Source organism: Streptomyces sp. NPDC056128 (assembly GCF_042263835.1).
In the GTDB taxonomy this organism is placed as follows: domain Bacteria; phylum Actinomycetota; class Actinomycetes; order Streptomycetales; family Streptomycetaceae; genus Streptomyces.
On the sequence record NZ_JBHJVQ010000011.1, the window covers coordinates 196,911 to 212,585 of the forward strand.

Annotated in this window: 10 protein-coding genes and 1 pseudogene; 6 read left to right on the forward strand and 5 right to left on the reverse strand. The window is 71.8% G+C overall.

Annotated elements, in window-relative coordinates; translation table 11 throughout:
- Positions 1-55 precede the first annotated feature (55 nt).
- On the forward strand, positions 56-613 hold the full coding sequence (locus ACFC1X_RS22415; RefSeq protein ID WP_376356226.1) for a TetR/AcrR family transcriptional regulator: 558 nt from the start codon (positions 56-58) through the stop codon (positions 611-613).
- Here the strand turns inward: ACFC1X_RS22415 and ACFC1X_RS22420 are convergent.
- A complete protein-coding gene (locus ACFC1X_RS22420; protein WP_376356228.1) occupies positions 610-1,026 on the reverse strand; it encodes a hypothetical protein in 417 nt (138 codons plus the stop codon). The genes ACFC1X_RS22415 and ACFC1X_RS22420 overlap by 4 nt on opposite strands.
- Before the next feature lie 82 nt (positions 1,027-1,108).
- Here ACFC1X_RS22420 and ACFC1X_RS22425 point away from each other — a divergent pair.
- Positions 1,109-1,527: pseudogene (locus ACFC1X_RS22425) on the forward strand (hypothetical protein).
- A 17-nt stretch (positions 1,528-1,544) separates the two neighbouring features.
- Here ACFC1X_RS22425 and ACFC1X_RS22430 read toward each other — a convergent pair.
- Together ACFC1X_RS22430 and ACFC1X_RS22435 are read right to left on the reverse strand one after the other, a co-directional pair.
- The gene (locus ACFC1X_RS22430) at positions 1,545-1,928 is read right to left on the reverse strand and encodes a nuclear transport factor 2 family protein (RefSeq protein WP_376356230.1); all 384 of its coding nucleotides are present in this window, start codon (positions 1,926-1,928) and stop codon (positions 1,545-1,547) included.
- Between the two features lie 77 nt (positions 1,929-2,005).
- Positions 2,006-2,638 carry a TetR/AcrR family transcriptional regulator gene (locus ACFC1X_RS22435; protein ID WP_376356232.1) on the reverse strand — a complete coding sequence of 211 codons (633 nt, stop codon included), beginning with the start codon at positions 2,636-2,638 and terminating at the stop codon, positions 2,006-2,008.
- Positions 2,639-2,820: 182 nt separating this feature from the next.
- Here ACFC1X_RS22435 and ACFC1X_RS22440 point away from each other — a divergent pair, with 182 nt between their 5' ends.
- The 4 genes from ACFC1X_RS22440 to ACFC1X_RS22455 all read left to right on the forward strand — a co-directional run bounded on the left by ACFC1X_RS22440 (position 2,821) and on the right by ACFC1X_RS22455 (position 8,709).
- Positions 2,821-3,747, forward strand: a complete 927-nt coding sequence (locus tag ACFC1X_RS22440; RefSeq protein WP_376356234.1) for an ABC transporter permease — start codon at positions 2,821-2,823, stop codon at positions 3,745-3,747.
- Entirely contained in the window at positions 3,740-4,630 is an 891-nt protein-coding gene (locus tag ACFC1X_RS22445) for an ABC transporter ATP-binding protein (RefSeq protein WP_376356236.1), read from the forward strand. The genes ACFC1X_RS22440 and ACFC1X_RS22445 overlap by 8 nt, the downstream gene beginning before the upstream one ends.
- 123 nt (positions 4,631-4,753) lie before the next feature.
- Positions 4,754-6,970 (forward strand): CDP-glycerol glycerophosphotransferase family protein, encoded by a 2,217-nt coding sequence (locus ACFC1X_RS22450; RefSeq protein WP_376356237.1) that lies wholly within the window; start codon positions 4,754-4,756, stop codon positions 6,968-6,970.
- Positions 6,967-8,709, forward strand: a complete 1,743-nt coding sequence (locus ACFC1X_RS22455; protein ID WP_376356239.1) for a glycosyltransferase — start codon at positions 6,967-6,969, stop codon at positions 8,707-8,709. Before ACFC1X_RS22450 ends, ACFC1X_RS22455 begins: the two co-directional genes overlap by 4 nt.
- 168 nt (positions 8,710-8,877) lie before the next feature.
- Here the strand turns inward: ACFC1X_RS22455 and ACFC1X_RS22460 are convergent, their stop codons facing one another.
- Both ACFC1X_RS22460 and ACFC1X_RS22465 read right to left on the reverse strand, forming a co-directional pair.
- Positions 8,878-10,350: a hypothetical protein gene (locus tag ACFC1X_RS22460; protein WP_376356241.1), complete on the reverse strand. Its 1,473-nt coding sequence runs from the start codon at positions 10,348-10,350 to the stop codon at positions 8,878-8,880.
- 124 nt (positions 10,351-10,474) lie between these two features.
- Positions 10,475-15,430, reverse strand: a complete 4,956-nt coding sequence (locus ACFC1X_RS22465) for an NAD-glutamate dehydrogenase (protein ID WP_376356243.1) — start codon at positions 15,428-15,430, stop codon at positions 10,475-10,477.
- Between the last annotated feature and the right edge of the window lie 245 nt (positions 15,431-15,675).

Below are 15,675 nucleotides of genomic sequence, written 5' to 3' on the forward strand. Positions count from 1 at the left end.
TTCTACAGATGTAGAAGGTGATCCTAGCTGCGCCTCTACAGGTGTAGAAAGGGGTATGGCTTCGGACCGGCGCACACTCCTCGCGGACTCGGCAATCGTCGTACTCGCCGACGAAGGGATCCGCGGCCTGACCCACCGCGCGGTCGACCGCAGAGCCGCCATGCCGCCCGGCACCACCTCGGCCTACTTCCGCACCCGAGCCGCGCTGCTCACCGCGCTGGTCACACGCCTGGTCCAACTCGACCAAGCGGAACTGCAGACGATGCCCGAGGAACTGCCGCCCCTGCGCACCATCGAGGACCTGGTGAACGGCATGGCACTGCTCATCCGGCAGCGACTCACCGGCGAGGGACGCCGCCGCTCCCTCGCCCGCTACGCCTGCGCCGTCGAGAGCGTGCGCGACCCGGAGCTGCGCGAGATCCTCGTCCCCCGCGAGAACGCCGGCCGTGAGTTCGTCCGGCTCTTCCTCGCCACGCACGGCGTCACGGACGCCGAGAACCGCACGCACACCCTGCTGACCTGCGTCGACGGACTGGTCTTCGACCGCCTGGTGAGCGGCGGCGACGTACCCCGCGAGGCCCTGGAAGGACTGGTCGCCGCCGCCCTGCGTTAGATTCGCGGCCAGGTGTCCGACGGCCCATCGGATCGCAGCGCTGACAGCAACTCATCGAGGGTCGGGGGGCCGGGATCACGAACCGGCTGACCGACCTCGGTTGGCCAATAGGGACGGACACGTCTCACGAAGTCTGTGAAGTCGTTCCGCAGATACCGAGAGTCGGACGGCTTCAGCCGGATCTGCTGACGGCTGTCTGCCCACCAGATCTCGAAATTCGCAACCGTGCCTTCCACCGGCCAGTCATCGCTCGTTCCCGGAAGCAACAGGACGTCGACGAAGCCTCCGACGCTCAGACCGATGTCCACGAAGATCCCGATCGCACCGGGCCAAGGAACCCTCACGACGGTGCCCTCGAAAACCTGCCCGAAGCGCAGCCCCCTCCGGATCCGAGCCCACTCGGCATCTGTCACCACGAACGCATCTTCGCACCCTCGTCCGGGTCATGAGCGACTGCGCACGGGCGGCAAAGCAGAAGCCACCGCGTACAACCTGCTGCTCATCGGCGGCGGCTCCGGCGTCGGCAAGAGCACCGTCGGGTGGGGGACCCGCACCGCACGGCGGTCACGGAGCGGAACATCGCGGCGGTGTGGGCGAACTACGCGGCGCTCGGACAGCGCCGGCTGATCTACACGAACACCGTGAGCATCCTTGAGGCGCCGATGATCGGGAGGGCCATGGGCGGGGACCAGGTGCGGGTCACCCACGTACTGCTGACCGCAGGCGAAGCCACCGTGCGGCAGCGGCTCGCCCCGCGGGAGACCGGGTCGCGGCTCGGCGTGCACATCGAGCGGAGCCTTCGCACGGCTCGGCGGCCGGCCGGGAAGGCTCCCGCCGGGACGGTCCTGGTGGCGACGGACGGCCGGACGGTGCCGGACATCGCGGCCGAGGTGGTCCGGGCCGCCTCCTGGTGAGGGCGGCGGCCCCCGGGTCACAGAGGCTGGACGAACTCCGCCCGCCACTGGGGGGACGGGTCCGAGCCCAGCTCCGTCCAGTACTCCCGGCCGCCGGTGATCGTGCCGTCGCGGACGGTCCAGAGCGACACGACCCGGTGGACGCCCATCGTCTCGTGCGGGACCTCCACCTCGGAGACCACGGTCTCGCCGTCCCCGTCCGCCACGACGCGTATGACGTGGATGGACCAGCCCTCCGGGTACTCCGCGTTGACGGCCACGAAGTCCGCGCGGCCCACGATGCGCTCGGCGCTGACCGGCCACTCCACGACCAGGTCGTCGGCCAGCAGCGCGCCCAGACCCGCCCAGTCGCGGGCCTGCATGCGGGACCAGAACTCCTGCACGATCGCCGTAGGTTCCATGCCCGCATCCTCGCAGGCACCACTGACAGTCCCGCCCCAGTCCAGCCCGGACCGGTCCAGCCCGGTCCGGCCCCGGCTCAGAGCGCCTTCAGGCCCGCCGCCGTGGCCCGGGCCAGCGCCGCCAGGTGGCCCTTCGGCAGCTTCGGGCTGCGGATGACCACCGAGCGCCAGTACAGCGGGCCCGAGATCAGGTCGAGGGCCAGGTCGGTGTCGAGGCCGGCGGCCAGCTCGCCGCGTTCCGTCGCCGCCGCGAGGATCTTGCTGGCGACGCCGTCCTGGCCCTCCCGCAGGGTCTTCCGCAGCACCTCGGCGATCTCGGGATTGCGGGCCGCCTCCGCCTGGAGGTCGGGGATGATCTGCGAGGCCACCGGGTGGCGCAGGGCCCGGGACGTCACCTCGTACAGCAGCCGCAGGTCACCCTCCAGCGAACCCGTGTCGGGCGCGGGCAGGCCCTGCACGGCCAGCGCCGAGACGACGTCGAGCACCAGGTGCAGCTTGGAGCGCCAGCGCCGGTAGACGGCGGTCTTGCCGACCCCCGCGCGGCGCGCGATCCCCTCGATGGACATCCGCGCGTAGCCGACCGCCGCCAGCTCCTCGAAGACCGCCGCCCGGATCGCCTCCGTCACGTCCTCGCGGAGCACGGCCGCCCCGGCGGGGGCCCGGCGGCGGCGCGGGCGCGGCTGGGGCTCGTCGGCGGCGTCGGTCGTCATGCGGGACAGCATAGGGCGTCACGACGAAACGGTTGCGTTCCGGCGTCAGCACGCCGTACGCTCCCGTTACGACGATACGGTCCCGTCCCGACGTGAATGAACGCCTCACGACACCCGGGTGAACGACGGGAATCGCCCGCAACGCCTCCCCCTCCCCCCCTCCGAGCGAAAGCAGCGCGGATGTGAGCCAGGTCCTCGACACACCGCCCCCGACAGCGGCCCCGCCCGCCCCCGCCGACCACGACCTCGGGGCTCTCGCCGCCCGGCACGGTCTGACGGTCAGCGGCGCCCGCCCCTCCCTGCCCGAGTACGTCCGCCAGCTGTGGGCCCGGCGGCACTTCATCGGCGCCTTCTCCACCGCCAAGCTCACCGCCCAGTACAGCCAGGCCAAGCTGGGACAGGTCTGGCAGGTGATGACGCCCCTGCTCAACGCGGCGGTGTACTACTTCATCTTCGGCATGCTGATGAACACCAGCCACGGGGTGGAGGACTTCGTCCCGTTCCTGGTCACCGGCGTGTTCGTGTGGACGTTCACGCAGAGTTCGATCATGGCGGGCACCCGGGCCATATCCGGCAACCTCGGCCTCGTCCGCGCCCTGCACTTCCCGCGGGCCGCGCTGCCGGTCTCCTTCTGCCTCCAGCAGCTCCAGCAGCTGATGTTCTCGATGGGCGCCCTCGTGGTGATCCTGCTCGCGTTCGGCGTCCCGCCCGGCCCCTCATGGCTGCTGGCGATCCCGGCGCTGGTGCTCCAGTTCGTGTTCAACGCGGGCGTGGCGCTGGTCATGGCCCGGGTGGGCTCCAAGATCCCGGACATGGCCCAGCTGATGCCCTTCCTGCTGCGCACCTGGATGTACGCCTCGGGCGTCATGTTCAGCATCCACCACATGACCGGCCCCGACAGCGACCTGCCGTCCTGGGTCGGCCCGCTGCTCCAGGTCAACCCGGCCGTCGTCTACATCGACCTGATGCGGTTCGCCCTGATCGACAGCTTCGGCGGGGACATGCTGCCGGACCACGTGTGGGCGATGGCCCTGGGCTGGGCCCTGGTCGCCGGGATCGGCGGCTTCATCTACTTCTGGAAGGCCGAGGAGACCTACGGTCGTGGCTGACAACACCGGCAGCATCAATCAGACGGACGAGCGCATCCCCACCGTCGTCGCCGACGGCGTCGACATCGTCTACCGGGTCAACGGCACCGGGGCGGGCCGCGGCTCCGCGACCGCCGCCCTCAACCGCATCCTGCGCCGCAAGAAGAGCGAGAAGGCGGCCGGCGTGCGCCGGGTGCACGCGGTGAAGAAGGTGTCCTTCGTGGCGTACCGCGGCGAGGCGATCGGCCTGATCGGCACCAACGGCTCCGGCAAGTCGACGCTGCTCAAGGCGGTCACCGGGCTGCTCCCGGTGGAGAACGGCCGCATCTACACCGACGGCCAGCCCTCGCTGCTCGGCGTGAACGCCGCCCTGATGAACGACCTCACCGGCGAGCGCAACGTGCACCTCGGCGGCCTGGCGATGGGCATGTCCCGCGCGCAGATCAAGGAGCGCTACCAGGACATCGTCGACTTCTCCGGGATCAACGACAAGGGCGACTTCATCACCCTGCCGATGCGCACGTACTCCTCCGGCATGTCCGCCCGCCTGCGCTTCTCCATCGCCGCGGCCAAGGACCACGACGTCCTGCTGGTCGACGAGGCCCTGGCCACCGGCGACCGCTCCTTCCAGAAGCGTTCCGAGGAGCGCATCCGGGAGCTGCGCAAGCACGCGGGCACGGTCTTCCTGGTCAGCCACAGCAACAAGTCCATCCGCGACACCTGCGACCGGGTGCTGTGGCTGGAGCGCGGCGAGCTGCGGATGGACGGGCCCACGGAGGAGGTCCTGAAGGAGTACGAGAAGTTCACCGGCGGCCCGGACAAGGCGGCGAAGCCGAAGGCCGCACCCAAGGCCGCGCCCAAGCCCGCACCCAAGGCGGCGCCCGGGGCGAAGGTCTCCGCCTGACGGCGCCCTTCCCCCGTGAGGCGTACTCTCGATTAACCCTTTTGCCCGTTTGATGCCACCATGTCCGAATAGATACGACCCAAGGAGTGCGCAGGGAGCGACCAAGGCTAAGGAGCCCCAGCGATGCCCGAGACCCCCGACCTCAGCGTCGTCGTCCACGGCCCCAACGTCCAGGACCACCTGCCCGCGCTCCTCGACTCCCTGGCCGCCCACCCCCTCACCGGCGTCGAAGTGATCGTCGCCGCGGTCGGGGACTGGGCCAGGGAGACGGCCGAGGGCCACACCCCCGCGTTCACCGTGCTGCCCCTGCCCGACGGCGCCCGCGACTCCGCGGCCCGCGCGGCGGGGGCGGCGCGGGCGAAGGGCCGGTGGCTGCACTTCGTCCACGCCAAGGACGGGCTGCCCCCCGGCGCCCCGCGCACCGTCGCCCAGCACGCCGCGGACCTCCCCGACACGGTGGACGTCCTGCTGTTCGACCACGTCCGCAGCACCTGGCGGGCCTCCGGTCTGCCCTCCCCCGACGGTCCCCGCCTCGCCCGCGCCGGACGCGCCGACCTCCCCCTGGACGACCGCGCGGCGCTCCTCGGGCTGACCCCGCTGCTCGGGAACCGCGCCGTGCGCGCCGGCTTCTGGCGGGCCCACGAGCACCTCCTCACCACCGACGACGAGCCGTTCGCCGCCCTTGTCGCCCTGCTGCTCGCCGACCGCGTCGCCTGCCTGTCCCAGCCGGCGTTCGAGGACCGCCGGCTGCGCGCCGAGAGCCTGCCCCCGGTCACGCCGGAGCAGCGGTACGCCCTGGTCGACCGCTACGAGACGCTGCTCGGCCTCGCCGCCGACCGCCCGGCCGTCCGCGGCGCCCTGTACGACCTGATGGTCCGCGACTGCCTGCGCACCTTCGCCCGCGCCGACATGCCGGACGACGTGGCGCGGGAGTTCTTCCGCCGGGCGTCGTCGGCCGCCCGGCGCCTGCGCCCCGACGGCCACCGCAGCCCGGCCGGACTCGAAGGCGTACGCCGGTCGCTGCTGGCGGACGGCGCGTACACGAAGTACCGCGCCCTCCAGGCCGCCAACCACACGCGCCGCAGGGTGCGGTCGGCGGTGCGCATCGGCAGACGCCTGGCCGGCGACCGGGTGCGCGCCCTCCAGTACCGCAGGGCACTGGCCCGCCCGATCGACCCGCACCTCGCCGTCTTCTCGGCCTACTGGGCCCGCGGCGTGGCCTGCAACCCGGCCGCGATAGCCGCCGCGCTGGCCGAACTCGCCCCGAGCGTCCACCCGGTCTGGGTGGTCACCGCGGCGAACGCGGCGCTGCTGCCGCCCGGCACCGACCACGTCGTCCCCGGCACCCGCCGCTACTGGGAGGTGCTGGCCCGCGCCAAGTACCTCGTCAACAACGTCAACTTCCCGGACGCGGTGGTCAAACGCCCCGGCACCGTCCACCTCCAGACCCACCACGGCACCCCGCTCAAGCGCATGGGCCTGGACCAGATGCCGTACCCCGCCGCCGCCCGGGGCCTGGACTTCCCGGCACTGCTGGAGCGCGTCGACCGGTGGGACTACAGCGTCTCCGCCAACGGCCACACCACCCGCATGTGGCAACGGGCCTACCCGTCCCGCCACGTCTCCCTCGACCACGGCTATCCGCGCAACGACGTCTACTACACGGCCGGCGCCGCCGAGGTCCGCGCGGTCCGCGAGCGCCTGGGCATCCCGCCCGGCCGCAGGGCGATCCTCTACGCGCCCACCCACCGCGACTACGAGGCGGGCTGGACCCCGCGCCTCGACCTCGCGGCCCTGGCCGCCGACCTCGGCGAGGAAACGGTCCTGCTGGTCCGCGCCCACTACTTCTACGAGGGCGCGTCCACCCCGTCCGCCCCGCTGGCCGGCCTGCGCCGCACCGGCCGCCTCATCGACGTCTCCTCCTACGAACCCGTCGAGGAGCTGTGCCTGGCCGCCGACGCGCTGGTCACGGACTACTCGTCGATCATGTTCGACTACGCCAACCTGGACCGCCCGATCGTCATCCACGCCGACGACTGGGAGACGTACCGCACCACCCGCGGCGTCTACTTCGACCTGATGGCCGAGGCACCCGGCCCGGTCGCCCGCGGCCAGGCGGAGCTGACGGAGATCCTCACCACCGACGCCTGGCACGACGAGCGCGCGGCCAAGGCACGGACCGCGTTCCGGCGCCGGTTCTGCGAGTACGACGACGGCCGCGCCGCCGAACGCGTCGTCCGCCGGGTCTTCCTCTGCGAGGACGAACGCACGCTGCCCCCGGTCCTGCCGATCGAGGAGCGCACCCCGGCGCCCAGCCCCGAGGAGGCCAACGCGTCATGAGAGCCGCCACGAGAGCCGCCACGAGTCCTGCCACCGACCCGGCCGCGGGCCTGCCGCCCGCCCCCTCGTCCGTGGACGCCCCCGACGTCACCGTCACGGTCATCGTCTACAACGACGCCGAGCGCCTCCCGCGCGCGGTCGCGTCCGTGCTGCGCCAGAGTCACGCGAACATCGAGGTCGTCATCAGCGACGACCACTCGACCGACGCCACCCCCGAGGTGGCCCGCGCGCTCGCGGCCCGCGACCCGCGCGTCGTGTACCTGCGCCTGCCGGAGAACAGCGGCGGGTGCAGCGCGCCGCGCAACCGCGCCCTGGAGATCGCGCGGGCGCCGTACCTGATGTTCCTGGACAGCGACGACGAACTCCCCGAGCGCGCCGTCGAGACCCTGCTCGCCGCCCACCGCGAACGCGACCTCGACTTCGCGATGGGCGCGGTGCACCGGGTACGCGTGGACGGCGGACGCCGCACCACCTGGATGCCGCACCTGGTCGCCGAACGCCGCACCCTGGACGGCATCGAGGCCGATCCGCGGCTGCTCTTCGAGCACCTGGCGACCAGCAAGATGTACGCCCGCGCCTTCCTCGACCGGCACGGCCTGCGCTTCCCCGAGGGCATCCACTACGAGGACCAGCTCTTCTCGGCGCAGGCGTACTGCCTGGCCAGGACGTTCACCGTCGTCCCCGAACCCGTCTACCGCTGGTACGTCGCCCCGTACGCCGCCTCCGAGACGGCCTCCATCTCCAACCAGCGGCACCTGCTCAGCAACGTCCGCGACCGCGTCCACGTCCAGCGCCTCATCGACGCGTTCCTGACCGGGAGCGGGCACGAGTCGCTGCGCGAGGACAAGGACTTCAAGTTCCTCAAGCACGACTTCCGCATGTACGCCGGTGACCTCCCGTACCGGGACGACGCCTGGCTGGCGTCCTTCGCCGATCTCATGACGCCCTACCTCGACACGCTCGCCGAGGGCGCCTACGCGCGCCTGCCCCGCGCCGAACGGGTCGTCCTCCAACTGCTGCGCGACCGGCGCCTGTCCGACGTACGCGTGGCGGCGCGGGGCCTCGGTCACGCCGTGGCACCGCGCCGGGTGACGCCGGACGAGGAGAGCGGCCGGACCTACTGGGGCGAGGAGGTCCCCGGGGCGGCCGAGGCCCGCCGAGAGCTGGACCTGACGGACCTGGAGCTGGACACCCGCCCGTTCTTCACCGCCCTGCTCCGGCACGAGATCACGGACCTCGCGCGCGGCCCCGGTGCGTCGATCGACCTCACGGTCCGCACCTACGACCCCGCGCTGCGCCTCCCGGTCGGCCCGCAGCGTGCCACCCTGCACCTCTCGCCGGGCCGCCGGCGCCTGACGGTGCCCTTCCGCCTCTCCCCGGTCCGCCCCGGCGTCTTCGAGGGCCGCGTCCGCCTCGACCTCGCGGCGGCCCGCCTCCCCCTGCACGGCTTCGAGGGGCTGCGCCACCCCGTACTCCGGCTGCGCCACCAGGGCCGCGTCCACACGGGCATCCTCCTGGCCCCGCTGCGCTTCCCGCCCCTCACCGCCCGCGTCCCGTACCACGCGGGCGCCACGCCCCACCGGGTCACGGTGGAACCGGAGGGCCACAACCCGGGCCGCCTACAGATCCACTGGCACCCGGTGGGCACCACGGCAACCATCCTCCACCCGGCCGCCCGCCACCTCACCACCCCCCGAACCCGCCGAGCGGCCCGCTTGGCATCAAACATCCTCCACTGACCGGGACGCTCAGCTACCCGCCGACCCGCTCAACTGCGGGCAATCGTGCCGCTGGGGCGGCACGGGTGGGCGCAGCGGCACCCGGCAAGCGCCGGCCCGCGTCACCCACCCCCGCCCCACACGAACACCGGGCACCCGACCAACGCACGTCCACGCCCAAGGCCCGCCTCACCCCACCACCGCGTACAACACCCACCCACCCGGCCCCCTCCCCACCTCCCGCAACCCCGCATCCCCCCGCACCCCCACCCCCCGATCCACCACCCACCGCACGTCATAGGCCCGCTCAATCCCCCTCCGCACACTCCCTGACACCCCTTCCACCCCCACCGAGAAATACCTCCGCACCGCCCCCACCCGCTCCCCCTCGTCATCGAGAAAGAAGTCGGTGTACCCCGGCGCCACCGTGTACGCCCCGGTCGCCGGAATCTGCCGGGACGGGAACTGCCTCGCCATGACCACGTCCCCGTACCCCACCCACCGCGTGATCCAGCCGTACCCCTCCCACGGCTCCCGGTACTTCTCCGCCACCACCCCCGGCAACGCCCCCCGCCCGACCGCGTACCCCAGCACGCCCACCTGCCCCCAGACCCCGACCACCAGCGCCACCCCCAACACCCCCGCCCACACCCACCGCACCGCCCGCCGCCCGGCCTCCCCCACCTCCACCGCCACCGCGAGCTGCGCCGGAATCACCGCCGCGGGCAGCACCCGCCCCCACGACCAGTGCCCGGTCACCCCGCCCGCCACGAACACCACCAGCCCGAGCGCGAAGAACAGCACCAGCACGTCCCGCCGGTCGCGCCGCCACCGCACCACCAGCGCGGCCACCCCCACCAGCACCAGCCAGTACCGCGCCCACAGGTCCCGGTACAGCGACCGGTGCACCGCGTCCATCCCGTCCCCGGCACCGAAGAGCGCGAAGAAGTCGTAGTACGGCCAGACCCACAGCACCACCACCCCCAGCGCCAGCGCCCCCGCCACCCGCGCCCACACCCGTCGCCCGGCATGCCGCGCGCCGACCACGACGGCGAGCGCACCCAACGACGCGACGATCCCGGAGTACTGATGGACCAGCAGGATCACGGCCCACAGCACCCCGCACCCCAGCCAGCTCCCCCACCCGTTCGCCCGCGCCAGCCACGCCCACAGGTGAAACGCCAGCCCGAGGGCGAACACACTCGGGTACGCCGCCGTCAACGCGAGGGAGTGCAGCCCGAGAAAGCCGCTCCAGCTGAACTCGGTCGTCCCCCACAGCAGCACCAGGCACAGCAGTGCCAGCGGGGGCACCACCGGGCGCGCGCTCAGCGTGCGGGCGTACCGCCACACCCCCGTGACCAGCACCGCGAGCGCCACCACAGCCCCGATCCGCAGCACGGTGAAGACGGAGAACCCGGTCACCCCGGCCACCCAGCCCAGCGGCACCGTCCACGGCGTGTAGTACGGGCTCGGTGTGTCCGCGTCGACCAGCGGGTTGCCGGGGTGGAGGAGGTCGTGCCGCAGGCGTTCGAGGGTGGCCGCGTGCATGCCCAGGTCGCCGATCCAGGGCAGCCGGACGACCACCAGGACCAGCAGGATGAGGACGAGGGCCGCCCCCGCTCGCGGCAGCGCGGTGCGCGTCAATGCGGAACGCCCGGTCACGCGATCACTTTATCCGCATAAACCGCCCGAACAGGACGCGAACGGGCCACGAACGGCACATAAAGGCGCCCCGGGTCATCAAGACCCGGGGCGCCCGTCAAGCCCTGCTCGGGCGGCTACGCTGTCACGCGTGCGTGCGCAGCAGCGTCCGCATCGTCCGCATCGCCACCGACAGGTTGGACAGGTCGAACGCGTCCGACCCGTGGATCTCCTCCAGCGTGGTGCGGGCCCGGCCCAGGATGGCCGCGTTCTTCTGCTCCCACGCCTTGAACCGCTGCTCCGGCGTGGACGTGCCGTTGCCCGCCGCCAGGACGTCGGCGGTGAGCGAGGCGTGGGCCGCGTACAGGTCCTCGCGGATCGCCGCGCGGGCCATGGACTGCCAGCGGTCGGTGCGGGGCAGATCGCTGATCCGGTCCATCAGCTGGGTGACGCTCAGCCGGTCGGCGAGGTCGTAGTACACCTCGGCGACCTCCAGCGGCTCCTTGCCCATGCGGTCGGCCACCGACACGATGTCCAGCGTCGGGAAGGCCGAGGAGAACCCGGCCACCCGGGTGGCCGTCTCGTCCGGGACGCCGACGGCGGTCAGCTCGTCGAAGATGTGCTGGTACCACTCCGCGTCCGCGCCGCGCAGCAGCTTCGGCAGCTGCGACCAGACCTGCTCGACGCGCTCGGCGAAGAACTCCACCGTCTCGGCGAGCTCCAGCGGCTGCGGCCGGTTGTTGAGCAGCCAGCGGGTGCCCCGCTCGACCAAGCGCCGCGAGTGCAGCCGGATCCGGGTCTGTACGGCGGCGTCGACCTTGGTGTCCAGGGACTCCACCGCGTCCCACACCGGGGAGGAGCGGAAGATCGCCCGGGCCGCGGTCTGCGCCCGCACGATCTCCTCCAGCGACGCGCCGGTCTCCTCGCGCATCCGGTGCAGATACGTCGTACCGCCCGTGTTGACCGTGTCGTTGACCAGGACGGTCGTCGTGATCTCCCGGCGCAGCGGGTGGCCGTCGATCCGGTCGAGGAACTGCTCGCGCAGCGCCGTCGGGAAGTAGGCGTGCAGCAGACCCTTGAGGTACGGGTCGTCGGGCAGCGAGGTGTGCAGCAGCTCCTCGGCGACCGTGATCTTCGTGTACGCCAGCAGCACGGCCGTCTCCGGGCCGGTCAGGCCCTGGCCGCTCTGGAGGCGCTCGCGGATCTGGCGGTCGGTGGGCAGGAACTCCAGCGCCCGGTCGAGACGCCCGTCCCGGACCAGGTGGCGCATGAAGCGCTGCTGGGCGTGGAGCATGTCGTTGGACTGGGCGAGCGCGTTGGCGATCGCCGTGTTCTGCGCGTAGTTGTTGCGCAGGACCAGCGCGCCGACCTCGTCGGTCATCTGGGCGAGCAGCTTGTTGCGCTGCTTGACGGTCATGTCGCCGTCCTTGACCAGGCCGGTGAGCAGGATCTTGATGTTCACCTCGTGGTCGGAGGTGTCCACGCCCGCGCTGTTGTCGATGGCGTCGGTGTTGATCTTGCCGCCGGTGCGGGCGAACTCGATCCGGCCCAGCTGGGTCAGGCCCAGGTTGCCGCCCTCGCCGACGACCTGGACCCGCAGGTCCTTGCCGTCGACGCGGATGGCGTCGTTGGCCTTGTCGCCGACGTCTCCGTTGGACTCGGTGGACGCCTTGACGTAGGTGCCGATGCCGCCGTTCCACAGCAGGTCCACCGGTGCCGAGAGGATCGCCTTCATCAGGTCGGCCGGGGTCATCTTGGTGACGCGGGCCTCGATGCCGAGGGCCTCGCGCAGGTGCGCGTTGACCGGGATCGACTTGGCGGTGCGCGGGAAGATGCCGCCGCCGGCCGAGAGCAGCTCGGTGTCGTAGTCCTCCCACGACGAGCGCGGCAGGTCGAACAGGCGGCGGCGCTCGGCGTACGAGGTGGCCGCGTCCGGGTTCGGGTCGATGAAGATGTGCCGGTGGTCGAAGGCGGCGACCAGGCGGATGTGCTCGCTGAGCAGCATGCCGTTGCCGAACACGTCGCCGGACATGTCACCGATGCCCACGACCGTGAAGTCCTGGGTCTGGGTGTCCACGCCCAGCTCCAGGAAGTGCCGCTTGACGGACTCCCAGGCGCCGCGGGCGGTGATGCCCATGCCCTTGTGGTCGTAGCCCGCGGAGCCGCCGGAGGCGAAGGCGTCGCCGAGCCAGAAGTTGTAGGACTCGGCGACCTCGTTGGCGATGTCCGAGAACTTGGCGGTGCCCTTGTCGGCGGCGACGACGAGGTAGGTGTCGTCCTCGTCGTGCCGGACGACGTCCGCCGGGTGCACGACCTCGCCGGCCACCATGTTGTCGGTGATGTCGAGCAGCGCCGAGATGAAGGTCTTGTAGCTGGCGATGCCCTCGGCCATCCAGGCGTCGCGGTCGACGCTCGGGTCGGGCAGCTGCTTGGCGACGAAGCCGCCCTTGGCGCCGACCGGCACGATGACGGTGTTCTTCACCATCTGCGCCTTGACCAGACCGAGGATCTCGGTGCGGAAGTCCTCCCGGCGGTCCGACCAGCGCAGACCGCCGCGCGCGACCTTGCCGAAGCGCAGGTGCACGCCCTCGACGCGCGGCGAGTACACCCAGATCTCGAACGCCGGGCGCGGCGCGGGCAGGTCGGGGATGGCCTGCGGGTCGAACTTCATGGAGACGTAGTCGTGCGCCTTGCCGCCCGCCGCCTCCTGGAAGAAGTTGGTCCGCAGCGTCGCCCTGATGACGGTGAGGAAGGACCGCAGGATCCGGTCCTCGTCGAGGCTCGCGACCTGGTCGAGGGCGGCGTCGACCTCTTCGAGCAGGGCGTCGACGATCTCGCGCCCGGCGCGCTGGCGCTCGGGGGCCATCCGCGCCTCGAACAGGGAGATGAGCAGCCGCGTGGTGTGGACGTTGTTGCGGAGGGTGTCCTCCATGTAGTCCTGGCTGAACGTGGAGCCCGCCTGCCGCAGGTACTTGGCGTACGCCCGCAGCACCATGGCCTGCCGCCAGGTCAGCCCGGCGCTGAGCACGAGGGAGTTGAAGCCGTCGTTCTCCGCCTGGGCGTTCCAGGTGGCGGCGAAGGCGTCCTGGAAGCGCTCGCGGGCGTCGTCGCCGAGGTAGTCGGCGCCGCCGGCCACCGACTTCGGCATCCGCAGGCCGAAGTCGTAGATCCAGGCCGTCGTGCGGTCGGCGCAGCGCAGCTCGTAGGGCCGCTCGTCGGTCACCTCGACGCCCAGCCGGCTGAGCACCGGCAGCACGGCGGACAGGGAGACCGAGCCGCCCTTCTGGTAGATCTTGAAACGCCGTTCCTCGGGCGCGGCGCCGACCGGCTCGTACAGGCTCAGCGCGAAGGTCTTGTGCTCGTCGAGGCGCTCCAGGTGACCGAGGTCGGCGACCGCGGAACGCGGGCCGTGGTCGGCCTTGTACCCCTCGGGGAAGGCGCCTCCGTAGTGCCGCAGCAGCTCGGCGGCGCGCTCCTCGCCGACCTCGGCGGTCAGCGCCTCGCCGAATCCGTCGGCCCAGGACCGGGCGGCCTCGACCAGGCGGGCCTCGATGCGCTCCCGGTCGGAGTCGGAGAGCTGCGGCAGCTCGGTGCCCTGCGGGACCCGGACCACGAAGTGCAGCCGGGACAGGATCGACTCGGTGTTCCAGGCCGTGAAGTCGACGCTGGTGCCGCCCAGCTCCTCCTTGAGGATGTCGATGATCCGCAGCCGGACGCCGGTGGTGTAGCGGTCGCGCGGGAGGTAGACGAGCGCCGAGTAGTAGCGGCCGTATTCGTCCTGGCGCAGGTAGAGCCGCAGTCGGCGGCGCTCCTGGAGGTAGAGCACCGAGGTGACGATCGGCTCCAGCTCCTCGACGGGCATCTGGAACATCTCGTCGCGCGGGTACGTCTCCAGGATCTGCAGCAGGTCCCGGCCGTCGTGGCTGTTGGGTGAGAAACCGGCCCGGTCCAGGACCTCCTCCACCTTGCGCCGGACGACCGGCACCCGGCGGACGGACTCGGTGTAGGCCGCGGAGGAGAACAGGCCGAGGAAGCGCCGCTCACCGACGACGTTGCCGTTCTCGTCGAACTTCTTGACGCCGACGTAGTCCAGGTACGAGGGCCGGTGCACGGTGGCCCGGCTGTTCGCCTTGGTCAGCACCAGCAGCCGGTGCTCGCGCGCCTTGGCCCGGGCGTCGGCCGGGAGCCGCTCGAAGGAGGGGCTGACGGGGTGGCTCTCGTCGGTCTCGTGGTGCGGGTCGGAGCGCAGGATGCCCAGGCCGGTACCGGCGACGGCGGCGAGGGAGTCGTCCTCGCGCAGCTCGTACTCGCGGTAGCCGAGGAAGGTGAAGTGGTCGTCGGCCAGCCAGCGCAGCAGCTCGCGGGCCTCCTCCAGCTCCCGCGGGGGCAGGTCCCCCGGGGTGGGCTCGGCGGGCAGCTCCTCCGCGATGCGGACGGCCGCGTCCCGCATCTTGCCCCAGTCCTCGACGGTCTCGCGGACGTCGTTGAGGACGCGCAGCAGGTCGGCGGTGATCTGCTTGAGGTCGCCGCGGTCGGTCTCGCGGTCGAACTCGACGTGGATCCAGGACTCGACGTGCGCGTCGTGCGGGAGGTCGGCGGTGGGCCGGCCGTCGAGCACCTCCACCAGCTTGCCGGCGACATCGCGCCGCACCACGATCTGCGGGTGCACGACGACGTGGATGCCGCGGCCCTGACGGGTCAGCTCGTTGGTCACGGAGTCGACGAGGAAGGGCATGTCGTCGGTGACCACCTCGACGACGGAGTGGCTGCAGGTCCAGCCGTTCTCCTCGACCGTCGGGGTGTGCACCCGCACGTTCGCCGTGCCCTGCGGGCGGTTCTCGGCCAGCCGGTAGTGCGAGACGGCGCCGCCGAAGATGTCGACCGGGTCGCGGTCGGCCAGGTCCTCCGGAGCGGTGTGCCGGTAGTAACGCCGGAGGAACGCGAACACGGATGCGTGGTCCGGGGCCGGGGTGCCCGGGGTGTCCGGGGTTCCCTTGTCCGTCGTCCCAGTCGGTAGGTGCCCCCCGACCGGGCTGTTCTCAGCTACCCGCGCAGCCCTTTCGAGCAGCTCGGCCTTGGCTTCGTCCAGCTTGGTCTGCATTGTCCTCTGGCTCCTGTCGCGCGCCGTTGCGTGACGTAGAAGAAAGTACGGTCTCCTGCCTTCCGGCACGACGTCGAGACGCGGGGTGTCCGGTCTGCTCCGACGCTATGCCGCAAGATGAGAGGAGCGGGGGCATATCAGCCAATGTCGCCGCACCGGCCGGGTGTGACATCGCTCTCGCCGTCACCGTCCGGGGTGTGCGCGGCGCCGTGCGGGGAGCCTGCGGCGCCCCGTCCCGCTCGCGA

What these genes read in the sequence shown, in the direction of transcription:
- ACFC1X_RS22415 (WP_376356226.1), top strand. Translation starts at nt 56, where the DNA reads ATGGCTTCGGACCGGCGCACACTCCTCGCGGACTCGGCAATCGTCGTA.
- ACFC1X_RS22430 (WP_376356230.1), bottom strand. Translation starts at nt 1,928, where the DNA reads ATGGAACCTACGGCGATCGTGCAGGAGTTCTGGTCCCGCATGCAGGCC.
- ACFC1X_RS22435 (WP_376356232.1), bottom strand. Translation starts at nt 2,638, where the DNA reads ATGACGACCGACGCCGCCGACGAGCCCCAGCCGCGCCCGCGCCGCCGC.
- ACFC1X_RS22450 (WP_376356237.1), top strand. Translation starts at nt 4,754, where the DNA reads ATGCCCGAGACCCCCGACCTCAGCGTCGTCGTCCACGGCCCCAACGTC.
- ACFC1X_RS22455 (WP_376356239.1), top strand. Translation starts at nt 6,967, where the DNA reads ATGAGAGCCGCCACGAGAGCCGCCACGAGTCCTGCCACCGACCCGGCC.
- ACFC1X_RS22465 (WP_376356243.1), bottom strand. Translation starts at nt 15,430, where the DNA reads ATGCAGACCAAGCTGGACGAAGCCAAGGCCGAGCTGCTCGAAAGGGCT.